Consider the following 23,766-nt stretch of genomic DNA (forward strand, 5'->3'; position numbering starts at 1 on the left):
TTATTTACGAATAACTACAAAGTCATTGCTTCCTTCAGGTAAATATAACTTTACAGGGTAAAAGCTTACTCCTTTAATTTTACCATTTCTTATAAGCGGACTTCTGCCTTTAGCATCAATTTCTTTTTTGTTCATTTCTTTAGTATGGCTTATTCTTTCTAAAGTAACGAGTTTTCCATTACCATAGAGCTTCATCATATAATCTTCCAAAGGAGCCATTCTTCCTTTTCTTTCTGAAATCTCATTTTTCTCCTCCTGAACAGATGCCATTAATTCATCTTTTGGGTAATAGTGGAATACTAATGTTTCTTGTCTTCTTTGATCTGTTATCTCTTCCCATTTACTCCCTTCTCCCTCATTCAATACATTCCATAACTTCTGATAATAAGCAACAACTTTTTCCTGTAATTTTTTTTGATCCATCTTACTTAGATCCTGTCCCTTGCTCCAACCTTCCAGCTCGTAAGGAAGCTCAACTGTAAATTTGCCAGTTACTTCATAGAAAGGAATGGGTTTATCAATTTTTGTAATAGGAAAACTTTGTAAATATTTATACGTATCGGGCATAGCTCCCTCACCTACCGGTATTTTTTCATATCTTGCCAATCCTACTTTTAGAAAAGATAAAGTACCTGGCTCTATGCCTTTCTCTTCTCCAACTGTTGGATAAACTTTTATCCTAAAATCATAAGTTCCGCTTTTTAAAACTGCCTGATTAACATTAATAAGAGTATTATGCATCCCCGGATCATTATTCTGTTCTACCAAAACATCATTTATATAAGCTTCATAAGGTCCGGGAATAGCTACATCCAATCCATACACTATTCTTTTGTCATTTTTATATTTATATTCTTTAAGTTCCATTGTTTCTCTTTTATCTTGTTTTTGACAGTGAACCATTAATAATGGCAATAACGCAGTAAATAATATTATTTTACTTTTCATCTTTATGAGGATTTTCTACAATTTGCATTTTAAACAGTGGTATTTCTATTTTGAAACCACTTAGAATTGGCACAGGTTCCGGATCTTTTTCTGCCTGATCAGGTTCATTCTCTTCTTCATCTTCTTTTTCTTCCTTAAGTATAAATTTAGTTTTTACTATACCTTCTACTCCTTCAAATTCAAAAGTTAAGAAATCTTTTTTATCTGAAACATAGTATATTTTAAATTTAGCAGTTGCAGAAGCAGAAATTGAAGCTTCCCCTTTTACATCTAAAAACTTGGCCTTTATACTACCACCGGCTTCAAGACCAATAGATAAAGGAGATTCTATCTGTAAATGTCCACCAGTAAATCCATCTACTGTATGATAACTCATTCCTTTAATAACGTCAATATCCAACTGAGTAGTAGCAACCAGATCAAAATAATATTCAGCTTCCAGTGTTCCTAATTTTAGAAAACTCAGAACATCTCCTACTTTATTCACGGCAGCAACTGCTTTATCCAATCCTTTTACAACCTGTCCAATATAGGGGATGAACTGTGCCACAAACAGTAAATCTAATCTACCAGTAACTCCAACTAAAGGAAGTGCTCCAAATTTAAATTGATAATTGACTCCTACTAAATTAGGTTGTTTCTGACTTTGCTTATAACTCCAGGTTACACCTCCTGTAAATTTAGGAGCTGTAACTTCCAGACGTACAGGAAAGCCACCTCCTTTTGGCCTTTTATCTTTTTTATCTTTCTTTAAATCCGGAGGAGGTTCTTTCGTTTGAGGCATACTTTTTTTCTTTTTATCTTGCCTCTGCTCCTGTTTTGCAAGATATTCAGCTTTGTTTCTTGCTTTCTGTGCAGGAGTTTGTGGAATTTTATTTCCATTTTCATCAAATTTTTCTCCCTCTTCAATCTGTTTCATCTGATCTCCCTGGAGATAAGAATCTATGGTATCATATATATACATTACATTTTCAATAATGTCCTGTAATGTCTTCAGAGTAGTAAGCTCTATTGTGGTAGGATCTCCTTCTCCAAACTTATATTCAGAAGCAATAGAAACTTTATATTTTTCCCGGAAATTATCTTTTTTAACCTGATTATCTACATCATCTTTGAAATTTTCCTTTATTCTTTTATTATGATCTTTTTTGGCTGCCCTTGTTCCATCCTTCTTCTTTCCTTTATAATCTCTTTTCTTATAATTTTTTGTTTGAGTAACGTATAAATATTCACTTTCGTCTACACCCAAATGCGCATTAAAAGTATACTCCAGCTCCGGATATACTTTAATCGCAAGAGGATGTTGAAAACGACAACTGGTAAACTGTAATCCGTAATTGATTGGCTTAGCACTAGGAAGCCAGGCATAGTCCATTGCCAACTGGGCAGATGGCTTTGGATAACTCACATCAAATGAAATATCGTCATTTGTTTTTTTCAGTTTTTTATAATGGCTTTCAGGATCTTTTAAAGTAATTACTTTTCCTGTATGATATTCCATTACATTATTATAAGTACACTCTTTGGTATTAAGATCCGGCAGGTAGATATATAGATTCTTTTCTTTGTCATTTGCTATAATTTCCAAAAGCAATTCACTCTCAATCTTTGATGTTTTTCTTGTAAATACCGGATATTCTGTAATATCTAAAAAAGCTGTAATTGTATCATAACCGCATGGATTGAAGTGTTGTATATTTGTTTCCACCTGACTGAGAACAACCACCTGGTTTGAATTGGAAGAATCCACTTTTATTTCGTCAGTTGCATTTTTATCAATTTTCAGTATGCATTGCTGAAGAACTTTCTCTCCCCCGGGAATTTTGTTATGATATACAACAGGGTAAATTTCCAGAGATTCCCCTCCCATAGTTTGCCATAGGGGATCTATAAAGACTACGAATTGAGACTTTTGTATATTGATTTTTGTGGCAGGAATACCATCATATTTGTTACCGTCCTCCTGTACAAGAAGACCTTTTTTTGCAATGGATGGAGCATTTTTGGCTTCATGCACAGAAACAGCTCTTTCAAAGTAAGTCCCTTTTTTTGAGATATCTTCATTGGTTCTGTCTTCAACATTATTATTAAGATATTCTACAGCATAAAGATCATCATCTGCGTTGGTAAGTCCCAAAGTAATAAGCCTTATCACCTTATCCTTATCTTTTAACTGTACTTTTATATTATTTCCATATAATGCACTGGTATAGACGTTCAAATATACCGACGATCCGAATTTCAAGGTTTTGGTAATCAAATTATTATCAGCATCCTCCCATTGTGCCAGCAGAACATCAGGACTCTCTCCTTTTGCATTGATAATGACCCCATGTGGATATTTACCCTTAGGTTTTGTACCACTCCAAAATGGCTCCAGATATACAGCGCCTCCACCTTCTAAAAATTCATCAAAGGTAAATTTCATAGCAGTAGTCCCCATCGTAACAGATTCATTGAAGCTTTCTGCTGTAAGCTCAGGTCTCCGATCTCCTATTAGCTGCTGTACCCATCGTACAGAGTTGTAATCAGCTTTAATAGCTGCTAAATCATCATCATATTTTTTGTTGATATTTTTAACAGCTTCACTATTATCATTGTCAATTTTTTTTCTTCTTTTTTCACGGGCTGCTATTCCTTCTTCCCGTTTTTTTACATTGGCATCATAAGTCTCAGCTTTTACTTTACCTGCATAGTAGTCATTATAATTTTTAAGGATAAAATCATCGCTTTCTTTTTTCTCTTTTTCTATATCACTAATTTTTTTTGCATGATTTTTCTTGGCAGCATTTAAATCTTTTTCTTTCTTCTGATCTAAAACATCTTTTCTGTCTTTATATTCTTTTATATAAACATTGAAACTTTCTGCTTTCTTCAATTCTAGCCATCCAATATCTTTATGAAATATCTGCCCGGCGTTCGTTTCTATATATATATGTAGCGGAGCTTTATCTTTATTCTCTGAAGTTTTTGGTGTGTTTTCCATGGCAGTTTATTAGTTGATTGGAATATATTTTTTTACCTTACCTTTAATATTAACAAACGGTAACAATTCCGCCAAAACCTCATCATCCGCATTCTTCACATTCTGTGCGGAAGCTTCAGCGGTCTGTCCATGATTGATGATCGTGATACAATCCGGGCCTCCTACAGGGCAAGTGGCCTTACTGTCTTCTAAAAGGGCATTTCCATTATTGTCTTCCAGCTTGATTTTTTCATAATATCCGCTCCATTGGGTAACGACTGCCTGGCAAGGGTTATTATTCATTTTTTTGCAGGATCCGAAGGTATTTTTCTCAAAAGTAGGTCCGATATCTACATGGGTAGCCATTAACTTTTTGCTTCCATCCTTCTCATTGATGTAGCGTTTACTTTGCGTTTTTACGGTAAGCTTATCGGGAGTTGTTCCAAATTTGCACTGGCAGGTGGCTCCCTGGCAAACCAAATGTTTCTCGCTCATGGTATATTGTGTTTTTTTGTTTAATTTTTATTGTTCATACAACTGAAAATCAATTATATACTCAACATCTTTCTCAAAGGCTGAACAATAACCGGTAACTGAAAATAATTCTCTTGTTTCTCTATGAAATTTATATAAAAAGTTCAACTGCCCTTTAACTTTGTTTCGATTAAAGGGATTATCTTCTTCCGTTCCCGTTATTTTTAATGCAATCTTATTTCCTCTTGTATATTCTCTGCTCAGTTCAAATTGTGTTTCATATCCTGTCTGCTGCGATAATCCTGAAAAATAAATTTTCAGAAAATCTTTTTTCATAAACCGAGGATATCCTTTATAAACAGGCAGGAAAAATAGTTTATAAAACAGATTTCTGTCAAACAGGTCTTTCTTCCGGTTAAGATCGGCGTAAGCCTGGTCCATTTGTTTCAATATCTGATCTGTGGTTTCAGATTGGTAATATTCTTTCAGTTTGGGAAAGCAGTCTAATTTCCATCGATGGGATATCTGTTCATGATTAATAATTCTGTCTAGTCCGCCATTATTTTTAACTGAAATCTGCAGCGGATATAAAACCTGTTCTGCTTTTTCAAATAATTGTTCTATAATCTTATCAATTCCCTGATTGTTCACATATGTTTTTTCCTTAACCAGTTCAATATAAGTCGGAGTTCGTTTTACTTTTATCTTATAATGAATCTGAAGGTTTTTGGGCAAAAACTTAATAATAACTCCATATACCTTTTCACTAAGCTGTGTGGGAAGATCCAGTGTTGCACTTTTCAGTAGTTTACGATCTCTGATTTCAAATTTATCAGAAGGTATATACAGATATTCTACATATTTGGGCAGTGACAGCGTTAATAATTCCTGAATACTGCAATAATGATTATGAAACCCTACCAATTCTTCCGGAGTCATTTCATATTCCCCGGAAAGTTCTTTAAGGTTCAGAATTCCTTCTACTTTTACCTTCTTGTATTCTTTTGTTACAGCGTTTTTCATCCTATTTGTGTATGCAATACATTTCTATATCTAAAATTTCCAGCGACCAATATTGGCCCATATCGATTAGCCACCATCATAAAGTAACAAATCAATGTGAAGCTAAGAACGAGAACAGCAACAGATATCGGAATCCACCATAAAATTTGTTTTCTAACAGTTCTAAAATAAAAAAAGTAAAATGCCACCAGTACCAATATATTCCCAATCGCAAGAATACTAAGCTCGATCAATGCTGCCGGAATCTGAGAACTTCCATATTTATATGTATAATACAAGTGCCATAAACTGACCAGTTGTATTAAAATAATACAGGTTGGAAGTATTTTCCATTTATTCAATTCACTGTGTCAGGATGTCATTCCTTATTTATTTTAATTTTTTGTAATTATTATTTTTTTGCTTTTCTTTCTTCAAAAGAAGCCTCAGCTACTTTTCTGTTCTCATAGTCTGATTCGGATTCATATCCTATTTTCAGATACTCTAGTTTTTTAGTGGCTGTATAAGTCAGTTCATAATACTGAAGTCTTCCGTCTTTACATTCTGCTCCCGGCGCACGGTAATCTCCCCCAAAAGTATCGGTAGTATTTCCCGAATCATTTATCCCATCAATATCATCGTCCACATATTTGAATTTACCGGAATAAGGAAGCTCTGCACGGTAAGAGTTGATTTCATCCACCTTCATTCCTGCCTGTACCGGAAAACCATTAAGGTTGATTGCTCCATCGTAAACTTTGAACGGATAGATATAGTTTTTAGGAGCAAACCTGTTTTCAACTTCTTTAATCATCGCTTCAGACATCGGGATCCTTCCATTACGATATTTTTTCTCATCAAACTTTTCCCAATCTCTTGCATGATTTAGCATTTGTTCTCCTGCTTCCGGGCTATCCAGATTAAGAAAGAATATATAAACCCAGGTAACCATTCCATCTCCATTCTCAAAATTATCCACTGCAATTCCTAACTGATCCCATACATAGGTTCCTTTGTCTTTTTCCATATATGCCATAAGCTTTCTATCAGGCTGCCCTAATACCTTTATCCAATCATTAACTGAAGTTCCTAATTCTAGTTTCTTTCCTTTATAAGAGAGACCACAGGAATCTATTTTTATTGTAGCTTGAGATAAATCAACAGGTTCTTTTTTCATATTTTGACATTGAAAATTTAATATTGTAAATAACAGTACTGAAAAGATGATCTTTATTTTATTTTTCATTTTTATTTATTGCTAACAAGGTATAAGGTATAAAGGCTATTATTATAATACCGGCTTATAATTATTTTATCATTAAATGGATTTTTCCATTGCTTTAATTTCGTCTGCTCTAAATTATCATTATAATATTTAAAATTTATTGTTTGATCACCAATTTTCAAACGGTAATACGCATAACCGTAAGGATAAAATGAGAAAAAAAAGTGATTCCCGGAACTGCCGTTACCCAAAACCGCATGATCATAAAGCTTCAGATTTGTTTGGATTTCAGACATTCTCTTAGCCCAGCGTGAATCAAACTTTTTTTTGCCTGCATAATATTTCACCAAATCATAATCGTATAAACAATATTCCTTATCATTATACGTAAACAAAATATATCCCGAATTTTCAAAACCATAACATGATATATAGTCTGATTTAATTTTCTTTTCCAGGATATTAAATTTGATACTATCCGCTTTCTTATTTTTTATACTATCCTGAATTTTAGCATATTCAGGTAAACTGTCTAAATTTTTCCGTATAGAATCCCTGATAAGATATCCATTGATTACTTCAATTTTTTCTTTTTTTGCCCATGGAAATGAATATTTATAAACCTCTTCATTATTATACATATAGATATTCTTTTTATGATCGATCTCCATGCTGTAGAAATCAGACCTTGTTTTCCATATCCTTTTAAAATCACCATCATAGACAAAAAGTGAGCTACTTCCTATTGCGTAATAATGTTCTGAATCATATTTTAAAACTACAATACTATCATTAATGGAGTCCATTTTAGACTTAACATCGGATAATTTTGGAAAAGATTCCATATCAGGGTACTTATCTTTTTCAGGTATTGAGTAATTACAATTTAAAAGTGATATCAGAAAAAAAATACTTATTATATTCTTTATGTAAGTTTTTATCATTTACTTTTTTTTGCAAAAAACGCCATAATCTCCTTTATTTTCTTCACACTTTTATCACTTATTGCCTGTACTTCATGATGTGCATGCTCATATACCGTTCCATGGCTTAGCTTTTCTATAAATTCTTTTGATTGACTATTCACCCAAGGAATAAGATATTTGTCACTCCATCTTGCATTAGGAGAAGATGGGTGTACAAAATATTTATTCGCAACAAAATCAGCTAAAGCTGGTCCACTCATACCGTTTTTATATTGTGTTCCTACATCTTTTACTGCTATTTTTGCCAGCTCAGCACTGATCTTATTAAGCGGATGTTCATAACTATCTTTTGCCAACTGTGAATGGGAAGGGCAATCTCCATAATTTTTATCCAGGTGAGACTGAGCTTCGGGAATAATATTATCAAAAGAGCCTAATACAATATTGACCACCAATTTTGGGAAAAATGCCATGACCTGTCCTGTATAGCCCATTCCTTTCTGCAGGGTTTCAGCAGAGGTTGACCCCAGTTTTTCAAAGAAATCTCTGGACATCCATTCTTGTTTATCTGTCTTTTGATATTCTTTTGCCAGAAAGTCCTGGAAAGTAAGGAACTGATTGAACCATAAAAGCCATGTTGCATATTCAACCCCTAAATAATTACTACTTTTCTCTGCTTTATCAGATTTCTGTCCATCTGCCAGATCTTCCAGTACACTGAGAATAAATTTTTCAGCCAATGATCTCTGACCGGGAATTCTTCTTTTGTATTCTTTAATTTTAGGATCAAATAATAAATCTCCCATCTTCGGGCCAACGCTTGCCATAGTGTCATCCGTCAAGAAGCGTCCACTTACTACAGGGATCTCTGTATGTTGTTTTCCCTTATAATAGGATACCCAAGGATAGGCATCTATTCCCAATCTTCTCAAAGAAATTTCCACAAAATTGGTATGAGAAAAATAATCTTCCAAAACGTGCAAAGCCGCCCCTAAATTCCTGAAGCCTTCCGGTTTTCCTCTTCTGGACACAGCAAGTTTCAACTGTTGTTTCATATAAGTAACTGAAGACGGACGATCTCCATCCTCAAAATCTTTCCAAAAGAAAAATGACATATTTTTGGCTGGATCTATTTTCCAGGACTTTTGATTGTCACCGGAATACAATTTTTTAATCTTACCTGTTCCTTCATAGGTATAAGAAATAAGTTTTCCCTTATCATCTTTGTAATCAGATTCATCTTTTAGTTTGTAAGGATTATCAATATGTTCTTCAGGACGGTAAATTCCAAGGATATCTTTCGTAAGTCCACCATACTCTTTATCAAATGTTTTCTCCAGAGTTGCATAGTCATCTGCGGGATTTTTTCCTGCATCCTTTAATGGATCAAAAACAAATTCTTTAATAGCCAGAATTTTAATCAACTTCACCCATCCCTCATGAGATAACTGCATAGGGCTCAATTCTTTGATCACTTTATTTTTCTGTGCCTTGATGGCTACATTCGTCCCTCTTACTGTAAACCCAACAATGACCTGTGAGAAATCCCTTAGCCAGTTTCCATAATAAATCTTACGAACATCCTGATCTGAATATAGCCTGGATTTAGGATCTGCTAAAGCTTCAAACTCGATATCTCCATGGGCAAAAGCTGCATTTTTATTGTGTTTACGGTTTCTTCCGGCTCCATAGTTAGAAATATCATCACCTGGTTCCTCCGTATAATGCCTTTCTTCGTTTACATATTCTGTAACTTTGGTGTGCAGGGTAGTAAAATCGATGATAAGATCCCCTTTGAAAGCAGGAAGCTCTGCTTTTGCATAATTCAGCTGAGATTCATTAAAAATATCAAACCTGAATAAGCTGTAAGCGAACTTTGCTCCTTCATCCTTTACATCCGTATCCGGAATTCCATTGGTGGTCAGTTCTGTACGCAGAAGATTATCGATATGATGACCATACTCTTCTACCAAAGCCGCCATCAGCTCTGCTCTTTTATCGTTATCTTTTACAGCTTCTTCCACAAACCTTTCATTCACGATGATCTTTTTCCGTTTGTTGCTATATCCTGCAGGGCCGCCTCTTCTTCCCACTAAGCTCTTGGAAACAATAATTTCAGGAGCTTTAATTTTATTATCTCTCAGATCTCTGTAAAGTTTACTCAATGCTTCTGCTTCAATCTCATAACCAAAGATCTCGGTCATAAAAAGCATGAATGTAATCTCACCCAATTCTTTGGCAAGACTCATCATCTGATCGTGGGCATAGGTGCTCTCCAGTTTGTATTCACTCTTCTGAACATCTATGGGAGGAGGTATAAATTTTTCAGGATCTCCGTATACCACGCCGCCTTCCTTTCCTATCTGGATAACTTTACTGCCAATATTTTCAATCTCATCATTAGAATAAATTTTATAATTCCCGCCAATGATCTTGGTAATATTTCCTTTAACAATTCTGGTTCTGCTCATAGTGAGAATGAGTTAGAAGTTATTGCTTTTTTCAGCGCTGTTATTTTTCACAATCTTATCAGAATGATGCTCGTTAGTTCCTGTACTTTTAGTAACAATCTTACCTTCGCTTACCTCATTCCTCTCCTTCTTTGTCTCACTATGTACATCCCCGTCTATAATCTCCGTCAGTTTCCCTGCAATCATCATGCTGGCATCTCCTACTACAGATGTCATCTTCATCGCACCGATGCTTTGTGAACTGTTCATGGTAATGCTTTCTCTTTTGTTCATTCCCACGATGTTACTCTGGTCAGCGCCTACTGTGGTATTCATATTTTGTCCCACATTCACAGTAAGATTCTCCCCTACGTTAAAGGTCATATTTTTAGGAGCAGTAACGGTGATATTGCCTTTACCATCCATTAAATAAGTATTTCCACTTGGATCTTCAATAAAAATGCTGCCTTCCGCATCGTTGAAAATCACTTTATTACCGCTTCGGGTCTGGATGGATTTAATATGGTTGTTTACTCCGCCGCCTAATCCCACCTGCCCATGGAACATTCCACCCATTGCAAATGGAAAATCCGGATGGTGGTACTCAAAGCCAATCATTACCTGATCTCCTACTTCAGGAACCGCTACATATCCTCTGTTTTGAGTGATCTGATCTGTACCTCCGGCATCCGGGCTCATCATCCTGATAAACTGGGTAGTATTGCTTTTTTGCCAGTCAAACTGTACCTGTATACGCCCCTGATTCAATGGGTCTGTATTCGAAATAACGGTTGCAATCTGAGGCTCAGCTTTAGGCACATGAAAATCCGGACGGGGGATAAAACCTGTGTCTGCAGCAATAGATTCAAAATATCCGTTGTAATATCCACGGGCATCCACTTCATGGGTTACTTCCGTCAGCATCAGTTTGGTAAAATAAGAAGTATCGTTAGTATCTGTTTTACGCATTTCAAGATCTACAATACAACCCGGATATAAAAACGGAACAGTCATAAACCCTGAAGTAATAAAAACCTCTGCAGCCTTGCTTCCTGTAGTTCCTTTCTGGGATGAATCAACATCCATGAACGTAGAAGCATTAATCGGTGCAATTCTTAATGATGGTGTTTTAAAAGTATTTTCAGAGATTTCATAAGCTCTTCTTGCAATGTCTGAAGTATGGCTTACTTTGGAGGCTCCGGTAGTCAACTTTTCGTGTTGGCTGCTGTTGTATCCGTAAAATGTAGGATTAACGTGCTGAGCTTTCATTTTGATTTTAACGTCGCTCAGATTACTTCCATAAACAAGTTTTACAGGCTTTTCCTGTGGCGGAAGCTGTCCGAAGTGCAGAATTTCCCCATCGTAGAAAAACTGTTCACCATAAGATTCTGCAATCCTTGCCAGATAGTTATAGTGAGTCTCTTCATACTGTGAGCTGTAAGGTACATTCCCGTAGCGGGCATCTACCCGGAAATCAAATTTCTCCTGTCCCAGCCCTTCCTTGATCACTTCACTGGCAATACTGTTGAGACTGATCGGCTGGCTCCCTCCAAAACTCTGAATATGCGGAGCAGCATCCAGAAGAATCGTTGGACTGAAACCTGTCAGCACAATATTCCCCAGATTTCCTTTTTCCTGGCTGAAACCCACTTCTGTAATGACTCCTACAAAGTTTCGTTCAGGACCGCTTTCAACGTCTTTATATCTGAAAATAACAGTAATTCTTTTCCCTAAAAAGCTTTGCGCCTCTTCCAGGTTATGGTTTTCAGCACTTCCTAAGGTATCGTGAGCAAGGATAAGATCAAATTCATGATGCTTTACCGCACTTTGCTTGAGTTTAAAGTGTTTGAAAAATTTAATAGCTTTACCTTCTACGAAGATTTCCAGCTTCACTACCCTGTTGATTCCTGCAACGGCATTGTCCGGAATTCCCTGGGCATTAAATATTTTGGAAGTAGGTTGTTTTGACCATACTTTATCTTCAGAAACAGTAGGATTATTGGTATGCATGGTCTTACCCATGAACTTTGCCGTAGTGTCTGATGTATGGGCAGAATTTGTATTTATTTTCTTTTTGGAAAGATTCTCATTGGGTTCCTTAAACATGGTATAATTTTTTTGCTAGTGTGTTTGTATTTTTTTCTGGAAAAATACCAGAGGGATACGGCCGTTTATTCAAAACAGTTCAGACAAATTACTTATCGGCCCCAATGTGTTATTTGTCGGTACAGAGCTGTTTGTATACATTAATATCAGGCAAATAAGGCTAATGCTTTTTATGCTTAATGTGATTATTCTCAATGGTTTATTATGCTATTCATTCCTATATTTTATGACTTGATAGGGCTAATATATCACCATAAAAAATCACGGCAAAATGAAATAGGCTTTTTTTGAAAAATTGTAGTAATTCTACGATTTTTGAGATTATGAAAATACGATCTTCAGCCACTAAAAAAATAAAAAAAAAGATTTCAAACAGCTGTAAAACTATTTAAAACCTTCAAAACCAAGTTAATCTCAGGTACAAAAAACGGACAAACGGCTATCAACGAAAAGATCAGGTAATAAGATGGCTTAGGAAACTTTTTCCGTGAGCAGAAATAATATTTCAGAACCTCTTTATCAATTAACAGCAACCTGAAACCGTCCTCATACCAAAACAGAAAAATAAAACTGCCGGAAAATCGGTTTACCACCGAAATATTGAATCTAAGAGTTTTCCTGCAGAATTGGCTATTATTCAAAAACTACATAGTTCACTTTGTCCACTCCCGTATTACCTGTTTTCTTATCATAAGCATATAATATCAGCTCATAATTTCCCGGTGCATTGATGGGATGATTTCCTTCAAACAGGTTCGTAGAGACCAGGGACATATCAACATTTTTGATGACTTTGCCATCTTTCTTGAGAATTCCCTTTACTTCTATTTCATCAGAATTCCATACCCCTCCTTTATCAATTACACAGCCACACATCATCACAATATTGGCCTGAAACTGAAACGGTTTGTCTTTAATGGTGTTCAGAGCGATATACTGATGCGTTCTGGGTTTCAGAATATCAATAATATATCCCGGAATTTCCAGAATAATTCCTTCTCCCAAGATATCTTTTCCGGGAATCAACCATAGTTCTGTAGTTACTGTAGCTTGTGCCTGTCTGCTGTTCAGGGGTGAAATCACTTCTATATTAACAAATGTGGGCTCATCTATGTCAATATTGGCAATAAATCCTCCCGTTTGTTCGTCTGCAATTGAATTCCCCCTGATTTTAGGTGTTTTCATAATCAGATCGGTATTGCCTGTGCTTCCCGCTGTATTCCCTTCTGCCAGAATTTTCCGGTTCAGTTTGTTTCTTACAATAATATGAGCACCTCCCAGTGAAGTCCCTATAAATTTGGCGTCCCTTGCTTTTGCTCTGATCATAACTTTTGTTTCTGTAGCTGAAACCATCAGATTACCAAAAAGAAATGCAGCAATAAGAATAAATGTTTTCATGAATGTATTGATTTTAAGTATTGTTGTCTGAATCTGTTATAAAAAGATTCGCTCTTTAGTTCCTGATCTATGCTGTCCAGATAAGACAAAATAGCCAGATCTTCTGATAAAAGCTGAAGGATTGCCTTTTCACAGCTGTCCCAGATTTTTTCCAGCTGAGGAAGCATCTCTGTAGCTTTCGGGGAAAGTGAAATAATCTGTTTACGTTTGTCTGTACGATCTTTTTTGATGAGCAGATAACCTTTGTCTGTCATTTTTTTGACAATCACTACTACGGAAGGATGAGAATACCCCAAAGGTTCCGCAATGTCTGTGATAGAGATCTCTCCTTTTTTCTGCAGCAGCATCAGCACAAGGTACCAGTTGGGCTCTACATCTATTCCGAATTCTTTATAGAACTTTCTGACGTCATGAGACATCCGGTCACTGATCCTTTTCAGCCTGCTATCCAAAGCTTTATAACCAAGCTCTTTAATAAAGTCAAAATCCATAGTTAAATATTTGCTGTAAATATACAAAAAATATAGTCAACTACATAGTTGACTATATTAATTTTAAAACAAAACTATAAAACACTATTAATCAATAATATAAAATTTGAATTAATTGAATTTTTGTTTTATTTTTAAAGAGTTTACAGAAGAAGTATCACTTTTTAATTCTGAATATATCCATCTGTCCGGCAATTACCGTTAGCAGAATACCAAAGCAGGCAAAAAGACCATAAGAATACCTGAGATCAAAAGCTTCAGCAATGTATCCGATCAGAGGAGGCCCCATCAGAAATCCTAAAAACGAAATACTGGATACAAAAGACAATGCAATGCTGGGAGCAACGGTACTTACCTGTCCTACGGCACTATAAACCGATGGAACACTCAGAGACCCTCCGAGACCGATGATCATAAAAGCAATAATGCATACCCAAAATTCCGGAAAGAAGACGCTAAGGAAAAGACCGCAGCTCATCAGGAGGCCACATCCCTGCAGCACTGTCTTTTTTCCATACTTTTCAATCACACGGTTCCCTGCGAACCGGCCTAAAGTCATCATGAAGATAAAGCTTGTATATCCCAGAATAACAAGCCCATCCGGTGCTTTTACAATCGTCTGAAAATATACTCCGCTCCAGTCGAACATAGCACCTTCAATAGCCATACTTAAAAACCCGATCACTCCAAGCCCTATCAAAGTAGAGTTTACTGTTTTAAAAATAGATTGTCTTTGCGGTTCAACCTTATGGATGATATTGGTTAGATTTCCTTTGCTGTACATCCATAGTCCTGCCACCAGGATAAAAATGAATACAAAATGATAGAAAGTCGCTACATGGATATTGATCGCCAATAGCCCAACGACAGCTCCCACTAATCCGGCAAAGCACCAGGCACCATGATAAGATGAAAGAAGGGTTCTTTTCGTTATTGATTCTATTTCAATCGCCTGTGTATTCATCGCAATATTGCACAGATTCCCCGAAACACCAAAGAAAAAAAGAACCACAGCAAGTACCCAGTAAGATGGTGAAAGCCCGATCAGCAGTAGAAAAACAGGATACAGTAAAAAACAGCTTTTAATAATCCGGCTGCTCCCGAATCTGCTGATCAGTTTTCCTGCAGGAACCATGGTGGAAAGCTGCCCTATCGGCATCAGCAGTAATAAGGTCCCCAGCTCCGCTTCACTGATCGAGAGTGTATTTTTGATCACAGGGATCCGGCTTGCCCAGGAAGAAAAAACAAGCCCATGGGCAAAGAAAAGTAAAAAGCAGGCTGCAGGCATTTTCGTATTGTAAGATTCTCTATCGTGCATTTTGACAGTTGTTTGATTTAGATTTCCGGTTGCGAAGTTAGGCACAGTTCGGCAATAAAATATATTCCATTTTTGATATTTTATATTCCATTTTAAACACTGTAGAGAAAAAGAAAAATTTACTGCTTACATTTGATCACAGGAAATAATGTATAAGCATTCTGAGAAGTAACCACCTCCACCATGATAGATATTAAGCCAACATTTGAAGGGTTATATATTGAGAAATATAAAGCAGATGATATCAAAGCGTTTGATAAAAGAGCCGGGAAGCTCAATAAACTGATATTTTGCTTTGTATCAGAGGGTACTCTGGATTTTCAGATCAGCTCATTTGCATTTAAGATCGGGAAGAATTCGGTCATCATGCTTCTGCCTGATACGGATCTGGCTGATGTTTCCTGTAGTGATGATCTTGATATGACCGTGTTTTTCATTTCGTTGGATTTCATTAGTTCTTATAGTTTTCTGACCGTTCTGCTTGCCAGTGAAGAAATTAAGCTCAATCCGGGAATTCGCATGGAATCTCCGGCTGGAAAGCTCATTTGGTCAACGGTAAAACTGATAGAAGAGTATCATTATCAAACAAAAAAAGAAAGTACAATAGAAGCTGTACAGTATCTGCTTTATGCACTTCTTGAAATAATTTCAAAACTTTACCTTCCGGTTATCAAAGACAACAGCCTTCTGCAGACCCGAAGCAAAGATATTATAGACCATTTTTTTGAATTACTAAATGAACAGGGACATCTGCAAAGAAGTGTGATCTTCTATTCTGATCAGCTCCATCTTTCCCCTCAGTATCTGAGCAGCCTGATCAAAAAGGAAACCGGAAAACCTATTAAACAGTGGATCAGTTATATGGTGATAAAACACGCTAAAGAACTCCTTAAGACCACCTCCCTTTCCATTAAAGAAATCAGTAACCGGCTACAATTTGTAGACTCTTCTCTTTTTTGCAGATATTTCAGACGATGCACAGGGATTACAGCCAATACATACAGAGAAAATTATAAAATCTGAAAATAGCCGGAAAATATATGTTCTATAATAGACCCTATAGAAAATATAAGCTACGAAGTATTTTAATAAAAAGTCAGAGACAGTATGAAATTCATACTGTCTCCTGATTGAAAAACTTCCCCAAACTGAATTTTTATTTTATTTTTTTATAATTTTCTTTGAAACAGAACCTCCTTTTTTCAGTTCACCCTGAAGAATATACACTCCTTTCTGAAGCTTTGAAATATCTATATTTTTAGGATTCTCTGCTGTTAAAACAACCTTTCCTTCCAGAGACATCACCTTTATTTTCTTAATATCTTCTTTTGATGTTAAACTGATCACCTCTGAACCAGGGTTCGGATATACGGAAATCCCTTCTTTTTCAGCATCCTGATCAACAGTGGACAAAGCTCCCGCTGCCGGGTAAGAAACACTTTTTGTCACATTGGTAGTTCCGTTAAATGTAAAAGTATTGATTGCAAAATTAAATACAATTCCTGCACTCTGACTGATCCACATATAGGATTCATTGGTATAGGTAAAAGGGCCGGGTGTCTGTGTACCTGTTCTCATTCTTTTGATTCTCAGAACATTTGGGTAAGTTCCCGTAGGTGTTGTAATTGTACCATAAGCATCTACAGTATAGTCTACCTGTCCTGTTTCAGCTGAACTTCCTGTACCGCCTGTTGTGCTGATCTGATAATTATCGGTAAACTGTTGCAGGTAAGTAACCGGAAATTTAAAATCAATTAAAGGGTCTGTATAAGTCATTGTAACATCTCCAAATCCGGCACCGGCATACGATCCAAGCATTCTGGCTTCGGTATCTGTGATAGAAACAAAGTCATAGGTATCGGAAAGTGTAGGTTTGGTAATCCTGTTGGCTTCAGGAAACCTGAAACAGTTGGCTTCCCCGGGGCATACATTCATGGTAGAGGTTGAAGTATTGGCTCCTGTATAGGCAGAAAAATCCCAGTTCACATTAGCACCCGAAGGACCGGGAGTCACCGTCAGTGCCACATCTCCGGCTTTAAACGTAACAGGTATATTGATTCTTTCAATAGCAGATCTTGTAATGGAAGGCTGCGCATAAGCAGCTATTCCTGCAACAAGAAATAAGATAGAATTTAGCTTTTTCATATTATTTATTTTTTAAATTGGATATGGAGTCTCATTGTATCTGCAAATTTACTTCCGGTTACGGCGGCTATCAATCCTGAAAAAAAAGTATTTTCGTCTACCTGAAATCCGGTATTTTTTATCCGGCGGTAAATGGTTATATTATGACAGGCTCATATAAAATAAAGTATCCGGCCTCTGTAGAAGCACTATTATAAAAATTGATTTCATTTTTTTTAATTTACATGACAAGATCTGCAACCGGAAAAAGAGTGAAACTACCAAAACGGATAAGGCTGTATTCAAAATGGATTTTACCTCGTTCCTTTCATTCATCCTTTTTTTTGTAAGTTTGCTTCTATCAATTTTTATGGCAGAATATATTCTTGAAAATATCAGTATCAGTACCCTTTCCGTTTATGATCTTCTGAAACATACTACAGACACCAGCTTTATCGGAATCAGGGATTTTCATGAAATTCATCCTGCCACTATTGAAAATAATACCGGCATTTTTACCAAGAAATCATCACTTCAGGATTTTCCTGTAGTCACAATAAGCCGGATTGGCAGCGCTCTTCTATGTTCCTGCACATGTGACAGTCCACAGGGACAGCTTTGCTCACATCAGGGAGAGATTATTCATGCTATTTTGGAAGAAAAGAAATTCCGGATCTTTTTCGATGATATTCTCCGCAAAAAAATGTTGATTCCTAAGGCTAAAAGTTATGGTCTGGAACATGAATCGGATCTCGACACCTACTTCAGGATAGAATATAATGGTGGAAAAATTGAGATCCTGCCCAAAATCAAAGAAATGCTTCCGGTTGATGAAATTCTTTTTCAGAGAGACCTCCTTCCGCAGCAATCTCCTGATCAACTGACCATCACGGAAACAGGTAAGAAACAGATATTGGTCATGAGTAAACACCGCTATTACAATCATCTGGTATTTTCTCTGATGGAAGCAGAAAGCACACAAACAGGGAAAATTAAAAATCCGGTTACTCCTGTGGATGCCATGCAGCTGATATGGAAAGCTGAGAAGCCCCAGGAAATCAAATTCTACACAGCCATCCATTCTTTCCAAAGCAATTATAATGAAGACTATAATACTTCCGAAATGGAGGTTTTAAAGCGTATTGTACAGAATCCCTTGGGCTTGGAAGTCTATTATCATGACCGGGAAATTGCAGAAAACATGTCTGCAAAGTCGCTGGTCCCTGTTGAATTAAATACTTTAGATGCCGAGGTACAACTTTCTGTATTTAAGAAAGATCCGTTTTACGAAATAACCGGAGAATTACAGTTCAATGATATCTCAGTTCCTTTTAAAAATGTTGTTCTCAGAAATGAATATTTCGTATATAACCAAAACATTTTCAGTCTTGTAGCTCAAACGGACATGCTAAAAATCATCAGATTTTTTAAAACAAACAATGAGATTCTGCTGATCCATTCTTCAAAATACGGGGCTTTCATGAAGAACATACTCTCCAATCTCGAAGAACGCATTCACATCAATTACAGCTACATACAAAAAGCAACGAAAGTACAGCTTGAAGACAAAAATTATCAGATAGAAAAGGTTATTTACCTGCGTCAACAGGAAAATTATATCGGAATAACTCCTGTGATGAAATATGGCGAGGTAGAAGTTCCGGTGTATTCCAGAAAGCAGATTTTTGATATGGACCTGAATGGAAATCCTTTTAAGATCGAAAGAAATGATGCGGCCGAAGCACGTTTTACATCTCTGATCATGATGCAGCATCCCGATTTTGAAGATCAGATGGATGGCTATCAGTATTTTTATCTGCACAGAGATAAATTTCTGGACAATAACTGGTTTCTTGATGCCTTTGAAATATGGAGAAATGAAGGTGTAACTATTCTTGGTTTCAACGAATTAAAAAACAATAAACTTAATCCTCACCGGGCAAAAATCAATATCCAGATTACCAGCGGGCTCGATTGGTTTAATGCAAAACTGAAAGTAGGATTTGGCCCCGAAGAAGCTACTTTAAAACAGCTTCACAGAACCATCCGCAATAAAAGTAGATTTGTACAGCTGGATGACGGTTCCCTTGGGATTCTTCCCGAAGAATGGATTGATAAGCTTACCGCCTATTTCCAGGCTGGAGAAATTGACGAAGACTTACTGAAAATTCCGAAGATCAGCTTCACAGAAATCTCTTCCCTTTTTGAAAAGGAAGTATTGAGTAAGGAGGTTCAGAATGAATTAATGACCTATTCTTCAAAGTTTTTAAAGGTGAAAAATATTCCTGAAGTAAAAGTTCCGGATGCCTTGAAAGCTGAATTAAGGGATTATCAGCATCATGGACTCAACTGGATGAATTTTCTTGATGAATTTAATTTCGGAGGTTGTCTGGCCGATGATATGGGTCTGGGAAAAACGGTTCAGATCATTGCTTTTATCCTGTCTCAGAGAGAAAAAAGAGGTCATACCACCAATCTTATTGTAGTTCCTACTTCCCTGCTTTTCAACTGGCAGGAAGAGATCAGCAGATTTGCACCTTCTGTTAAGGTTTTACTGCACTATGGGGCTGACAGACCGAAAACAACCGCTCACATGACTGATTATGAAGTAGTTATTACCAGCTATGGAATGCTGCTTTCTGATATCAGGTTCCTTAAAGCCTTTCATTTCAATTATATTTTCCTTGATGAATCACAAACGATCAAGAATCCTGATTCGGAAAGATATAAAGCTGCACGCCTCCTTCAGGCACGGAACAGGATCGTACTGACAGGAACACCGGTAGAAAACAGTACTTTTGACTTATATAGCCAGCTTTCTTTTGCCTGTCCGGGACTTCTGGGCAGCAAACAGTATTTTAAGGATATTTATGCCATTCCTATTGATAAATTTGAATACAGTAAACGTGCTCTGGAGCTTCAGCAGAAGATCAGACCTTTCATTCTCCGCAGAACCAAGAAGCAGGTAGCCAAAGAACTGCCTGAAAAAACAGAAACGGTGATCTATTGTGAAATGAATGCTGAACAGCGCAGAATTTATGATGCTTACGAAAAAGAGCTTCGTGAATTTATTGCAGCTAATGACGATGATGAGCTGAATAAAAACAGTATGCATGTTCTTACCGGACTTACCAGGCTCCGGCAGATCTGTAATTCTCCGGTTCTTATCAAAGAAGGCTATTCCGGGGAGCATGCAGTAAAGGTTGAGATTCTGATGGAACAGATCCTTGGAAAATCAAAAGATCATAAAATACTTGTGTTTTCACAGTTTGTGGGAATGCTAGATCTTATTAAAGCAGAACTGGAAAAAAACAATATCCAATTTGAGTATCTCACCGGGCAGACCAAAGACAGAGGAGAAAAGGTTACTAATTTCCAGACCAATAAGGAAGTAAGGGTGTTTTTAATCAGTTTAAAAGCCGGAGGTGTTGGGCTGAACCTTACCCAGGCAGATTATATTTACCTTGTAGACCCCTGGTGGAATCCTGCAATCGAAAATCAGGCGATCGACCGCAGCTATCGTATAGGCCAGACTAAAAATGTAATAGCCGTGCGTATGATCTGCTCCAATACTGTAGAAGAGAAAATACTGACGCTGCAGAAAAAGAAGAAACAGCTGGCCCAAAACCTGCTCAAAACAGATGGAACAAAGCTTCAGGGGTTATCAAAACAGGACCTTATGAATTTGCTGGAATCCGACTCTTAAAATAAAATTCATTTTAATTCCTGATGTACAAATAAAAGTGCCCGTACATCAGGAATATAGAAATAATACTCTATTTTGAAATGATCTTCAAATTTTTTCTATCTGCCCTGTAAGCCGCTTACTGATAATTGATTTTCGTATCCAGATTGACAGGATTATTATATTTTTTGATATTTTCCCTCATTCTGTCATTGATTTCTCTTCTGTTGGCGGCATTCACTTTAGTTCCGTCATTCAGGAAAAACTGATCGCCTTCCTGTCCGTTTCTGATAAAATTGACAGGAGAATCATAATACGCAAGCTTTGTACTCTTATATTTCTCCAATGTAACAGGAACACTCATTTCCTTAGACATCTTAATGAACATATTGTTTACCGGCTGATCCAACTTAACGGATTTTACGAGTTCAAATTTATAATTACTTTTATCATCATACAGCTCTACAATCAGACCCGGAAGTCCATGAAACTTATAAGGTCCGTCCTGAAAAGGAATTTCTTTGGAAAACCATGCAGTCCAGTTTCTGCCGCCGTAATGGATGGTTGCTTTTTGCAGAGTAAGATCTTTTACTTTTTTACTTTCATTGGTCAGTTGCCAGTTTTGAGTGTCTTTTGACTGAAGCTTAAGCACCGTATTTTCCAGCAGATCATATTCATCGTAAAGCTCCTCTCCTTTTTTGTGGGAAACAATAGTGGAAGTGTTGAGCTTAGAGCCTTTCGGGAAAGGAATATTATTAGTAATCAATGAATCGGCGACAAAAAAATCTCTATGATAATATTCGCTTCTATCAGGATGAATATCAAGATGATAATTTTCTTTAGTTAAAACTTCTGAGGCTGCATCTTTTTTATAAACAACATCGTAGATAAAACGGTGGGTTTGAGCCTGTGCCCAGAATCCGGCAGCAACCGCTGTAATAAGTACTGTTTTCTTCATGGTATCAGATTTCTTAATTCATAAATTTGCTCTTTTTCAAAAGCCTGTTATGAGAAATGAGTATTAATTTTTTTCTGTAAAAATAGATTCAATTTCCCAATAACAGAAAGGCCTGACGTGATAAAGTTTTAATAAAATTTTACTCCTGGTGTTAAAGATCAGCCATTAAAATTTAACAATTTATCTCCAAAACATTGTTTTAGTTAAAATATTATTAAATGCTCCCCTATTTAAAATAAAAAACCGGCAGAACAAAACCTGCCGATTAAAAAACAAAAATTGATATGGATATGATTAGATATGTGTTTTACTGTTTAATGATCTTTTCAGTGATCACCTTTTTATCCTTTGTCAGGATCCTGATCATATAAGTTCCCGGAGTAAGGCTATCCGTATTAACTGTTAACGAACTACCTTCAAGGACTTTCTGTCCCGATGTTCCGTAAATCTCATATTTTTCAAGCCCTTCCTTCATCTTAATCGTTACAGAACCTGTAGCAGGATTGGGGTATATCTTTGGCTTTACGGATGAATCTTTGGAAACTTCAAGGGTAGAAAGAGTCTCCGGCATGATATTGATGGTGTAATCTTCTACCTGGCCGATAAACCAGCCTTTAGGGCATGGAAGGTTTTCCAGTGTACCCATCCATGAATTTGATTCATATGCTTTCACCAGCCGGAAACGGGTTTCTCCCAACAAAGCATTTAAAGGGATAAGGATAGTCCCGGATGCCGTTCCGGATTGGGTATGAGGCACCGGATTGGAATTGTCCAGATATCCGATATTAAATACTTCATCAGTATCAAATACATTATTGTGGTTAAAATCAATATAAGCGTAAACAGATACGGTAGACTGTCCCTGGGTACCTCCCGTTACTGTAATAGGATAAGCATTCCCACGGTTTCCATTGAATTTCACAGCTGTAAAATTCTCCAGGACATCTGAATTGCCATCCAAAGCGCTGTTATTCGTAATTCCGGCAAATTCAACCCCGCTGATCTCGCTCACTGTAAGGCTTGTCACCTTGTCTGTCCCACAGTAAGGTGCAGGAAAACCGGCTGTATTCCCTGCAATATTGACCGTATAATCTTCAGTCTGCCCGGCTCTAAGTCCGCTGTCACAGGCAGAATTGATAGAAACAGCTGCATTGGGATCAGAATAGGCTGCAAGATTCGTGTTTTTAAGAACTCTCATTCTTGTGCTGCCATTGGCTGCATTCGCAGGAACTGTAATGGTATTGCTGACTGTAAAAGCATTGAAAGGAGTTGCGGCCCCAAGCCTTCCGATATAAAAACTTTCCCCAACATCATCAAAACTACCATTCTGATTAAAATCAATATAAACCATTACATCACTTGGAAAAGTACTCGATGGGCCTTTTACAGAGATCGGATAAGAGTTTCCTGCCTGAAGATTAGTTGATAATGAAGTGAAATCTTCATAAACAGGAGCAGATCCTGTCTGATCCGGCGATGTGTTATTAATGCCCCCGAAAGTCACATTACGGATCATATTGCTGTCGGCTCCATACTGGAATGAAGGTTTACAATATTGCAATTGTGCGTTCATCAGTGAACAGAGAACAACAGCAGAAAAGGTAGTTAGTTTTTTCATATATTCTTTAAATTTCCTGATACAAATTTATATTTATTTAGAATCAATAAAAATAAGAATGTGATGATTTTTGTCAGT

General features: G+C 36.7%; 16 protein-coding genes. 2 read left to right on the plus strand and 14 right to left on the minus strand.

Annotated elements, in window-relative coordinates:
* The 11 genes from ACTJJF_RS06305 to ACTJJF_RS06355 form a co-directional block, all read right to left on the minus strand.
* The gene (locus tag ACTJJF_RS06305; RefSeq protein WP_440699069.1) at nucleotides 1-948 is read right to left on the minus strand and encodes a hypothetical protein; all 948 of its coding nucleotides are present in this window, start codon (nucleotides 946-948) and stop codon (nucleotides 1-3) included.
* The gene (locus ACTJJF_RS06310) at nucleotides 938-3,934 is read right to left on the minus strand and encodes a hypothetical protein (protein WP_440699070.1); all 2,997 of its coding nucleotides are present in this window, start codon (nucleotides 3,932-3,934) and stop codon (nucleotides 938-940) included. Before ACTJJF_RS06310 ends, ACTJJF_RS06305 begins: the two co-directional genes overlap by 11 nt.
* Before the next feature lie 9 nt (nucleotides 3,935-3,943).
* Nucleotides 3,944-4,408, minus strand: a complete 465-nt coding sequence (locus ACTJJF_RS06315; protein ID WP_440699071.1) for a DUF4280 domain-containing protein — start codon at nucleotides 4,406-4,408, stop codon at nucleotides 3,944-3,946.
* 27 nt (nucleotides 4,409-4,435) lie between these two features.
* Nucleotides 4,436-5,410, minus strand: coding sequence for a hypothetical protein (locus tag ACTJJF_RS06320; protein WP_440699072.1), 975 nt, complete (start codon nucleotides 5,408-5,410; stop codon nucleotides 4,436-4,438).
* Nucleotides 5,411-5,801: 391 nt separating this feature from the next.
* Entirely contained in the window at nucleotides 5,802-6,566 is a 765-nt protein-coding gene (locus ACTJJF_RS06325; RefSeq protein WP_440699073.1) for a DUF7738 domain-containing protein, read from the minus strand.
* A gap of 71 nt (nucleotides 6,567-6,637) precedes the next feature.
* Entirely contained in the window at nucleotides 6,638-7,558 is a 921-nt protein-coding gene (locus ACTJJF_RS06330; protein ID WP_440699074.1) for a hypothetical protein, read from the minus strand.
* A complete protein-coding gene (locus tag ACTJJF_RS06335) occupies nucleotides 7,555-10,011 on the minus strand; it encodes an HET-C-related protein (protein WP_440699075.1) in 2,457 nt (818 codons plus the stop codon). Before ACTJJF_RS06335 ends, ACTJJF_RS06330 begins: the two co-directional genes overlap by 4 nt.
* Nucleotides 10,012-10,023: 12 nt before the next feature.
* Complete coding sequence (locus tag ACTJJF_RS06340) at nucleotides 10,024-12,012, minus strand: type VI secretion system Vgr family protein (RefSeq protein ID WP_440699231.1); 1,989 nt, start codon at nucleotides 12,010-12,012, stop codon at nucleotides 10,024-10,026.
* 717 nt (nucleotides 12,013-12,729) lie between these two features.
* A complete protein-coding gene (locus ACTJJF_RS06345) occupies nucleotides 12,730-13,494 on the minus strand; it encodes a hypothetical protein (RefSeq protein WP_440699076.1) in 765 nt (254 codons plus the stop codon).
* The gene (locus tag ACTJJF_RS06350) at nucleotides 13,491-13,985 is read right to left on the minus strand and encodes a MarR family winged helix-turn-helix transcriptional regulator (protein ID WP_312301670.1); all 495 of its coding nucleotides are present in this window, start codon (nucleotides 13,983-13,985) and stop codon (nucleotides 13,491-13,493) included. The genes ACTJJF_RS06345 and ACTJJF_RS06350 overlap by 4 nt, the downstream gene beginning before the upstream one ends.
* A 157-nt stretch (nucleotides 13,986-14,142) precedes the next feature.
* Nucleotides 14,143-15,303, minus strand: coding sequence for an MFS transporter (locus tag ACTJJF_RS06355; protein WP_440699077.1), 1,161 nt, complete (start codon nucleotides 15,301-15,303; stop codon nucleotides 14,143-14,145).
* Between the two features lie 183 nt (nucleotides 15,304-15,486).
* Here ACTJJF_RS06355 and ACTJJF_RS06360 point away from each other — a divergent pair, with 183 nt between their 5' ends.
* A complete protein-coding gene (locus ACTJJF_RS06360) occupies nucleotides 15,487-16,326 on the plus strand; it encodes a helix-turn-helix domain-containing protein (protein ID WP_440699078.1) in 840 nt (279 codons plus the stop codon).
* 138 nt (nucleotides 16,327-16,464) lie between these two features.
* On the opposite strand, the gene ACTJJF_RS06365 is transcribed toward ACTJJF_RS06360, so the two are convergent.
* Nucleotides 16,465-17,448 carry a T9SS type A sorting domain-containing protein gene (locus tag ACTJJF_RS06365; protein ID WP_440699079.1) on the minus strand — a complete coding sequence of 328 codons (984 nt, stop codon included), beginning with the start codon at nucleotides 17,446-17,448 and terminating at the stop codon, nucleotides 16,465-16,467.
* A gap of 349 nt (nucleotides 17,449-17,797) precedes the next feature.
* On the opposite strand from ACTJJF_RS06365, the gene ACTJJF_RS06370 reads away from it, so the two are divergent.
* A complete protein-coding gene (locus ACTJJF_RS06370) occupies nucleotides 17,798-21,133 on the plus strand; it encodes a DEAD/DEAH box helicase (protein WP_440699080.1) in 3,336 nt (1,111 codons plus the stop codon).
* 118 nt (nucleotides 21,134-21,251) lie between these two features.
* On the opposite strand, the gene ACTJJF_RS06375 is transcribed toward ACTJJF_RS06370, so the two are convergent.
* Nucleotides 21,252-22,070, minus strand: coding sequence for a GLPGLI family protein (locus ACTJJF_RS06375; protein ID WP_440699081.1), 819 nt, complete (start codon nucleotides 22,068-22,070; stop codon nucleotides 21,252-21,254).
* A 307-nt stretch (nucleotides 22,071-22,377) separates the two neighbouring features.
* Nucleotides 22,378-23,688 carry a GEVED domain-containing protein gene (locus tag ACTJJF_RS06380; protein WP_440699082.1) on the minus strand — a complete coding sequence of 437 codons (1,311 nt, stop codon included), beginning with the start codon at nucleotides 23,686-23,688 and terminating at the stop codon, nucleotides 22,378-22,380.
* Nucleotides 23,689-23,766 lie beyond the last annotated feature (78 nt).

Origin of the sequence: Chryseobacterium sp. 22458 (genome assembly GCF_052044975.1) — a bacterium.
Lineage (GTDB): Bacteria > Bacteroidota > Bacteroidia > Flavobacteriales > Weeksellaceae > Chryseobacterium.

Bases quoted from the DNA above. Each gene is read 5' to 3' on its own strand.
- ACTJJF_RS06305 (WP_440699069.1), bottom strand. From the start codon at position 948: ATGAAAAGTAAAATAATATTATTTACTGCGTTATTGCCATTATTAATG.
- ACTJJF_RS06310 (WP_440699070.1), bottom strand. From the start codon at position 3,934: ATGGAAAACACACCAAAAACTTCAGAGAATAAAGATAAAGCTCCGCTA.
- ACTJJF_RS06315 (WP_440699071.1), bottom strand. From the start codon at position 4,408: ATGAGCGAGAAACATTTGGTTTGCCAGGGAGCCACCTGCCAGTGCAAA.
- ACTJJF_RS06320 (WP_440699072.1), bottom strand. From the start codon at position 5,410: ATGAAAAACGCTGTAACAAAAGAATACAAGAAGGTAAAAGTAGAAGGA.
- ACTJJF_RS06325 (WP_440699073.1), bottom strand. From the start codon at position 6,566: ATGAAAAAAGAACCTGTTGATTTATCTCAAGCTACAATAAAAATAGAT.
- ACTJJF_RS06330 (WP_440699074.1), bottom strand. From the start codon at position 7,558: ATGATAAAAACTTACATAAAGAATATAATAAGTATTTTTTTTCTGATA.
- ACTJJF_RS06335 (WP_440699075.1), bottom strand. From the start codon at position 10,011: ATGAGCAGAACCAGAATTGTTAAAGGAAATATTACCAAGATCATTGGC.
- ACTJJF_RS06340 (WP_440699231.1), bottom strand. From the start codon at position 12,012: ATGGGTAAGACCATGCATACCAATAATCCTACTGTTTCTGAAGATAAA.
- ACTJJF_RS06345 (WP_440699076.1), bottom strand. From the start codon at position 13,494: ATGAAAACATTTATTCTTATTGCTGCATTTCTTTTTGGTAATCTGATG.
- ACTJJF_RS06350 (WP_312301670.1), bottom strand. From the start codon at position 13,985: ATGGATTTTGACTTTATTAAAGAGCTTGGTTATAAAGCTTTGGATAGC.
- ACTJJF_RS06355 (WP_440699077.1), bottom strand. From the start codon at position 15,303: ATGCACGATAGAGAATCTTACAATACGAAAATGCCTGCAGCCTGCTTT.
- ACTJJF_RS06360 (WP_440699078.1), top strand. From the start codon at position 15,487: ATGATAGATATTAAGCCAACATTTGAAGGGTTATATATTGAGAAATAT.
- ACTJJF_RS06365 (WP_440699079.1), bottom strand. From the start codon at position 17,448: ATGAAAAAGCTAAATTCTATCTTATTTCTTGTTGCAGGAATAGCTGCT.
- ACTJJF_RS06370 (WP_440699080.1), top strand. From the start codon at position 17,798: ATGGCAGAATATATTCTTGAAAATATCAGTATCAGTACCCTTTCCGTT.
- ACTJJF_RS06375 (WP_440699081.1), bottom strand. From the start codon at position 22,070: ATGAAGAAAACAGTACTTATTACAGCGGTTGCTGCCGGATTCTGGGCA.
- ACTJJF_RS06380 (WP_440699082.1), bottom strand. From the start codon at position 23,688: ATGAAAAAACTAACTACCTTTTCTGCTGTTGTTCTCTGTTCACTGATG.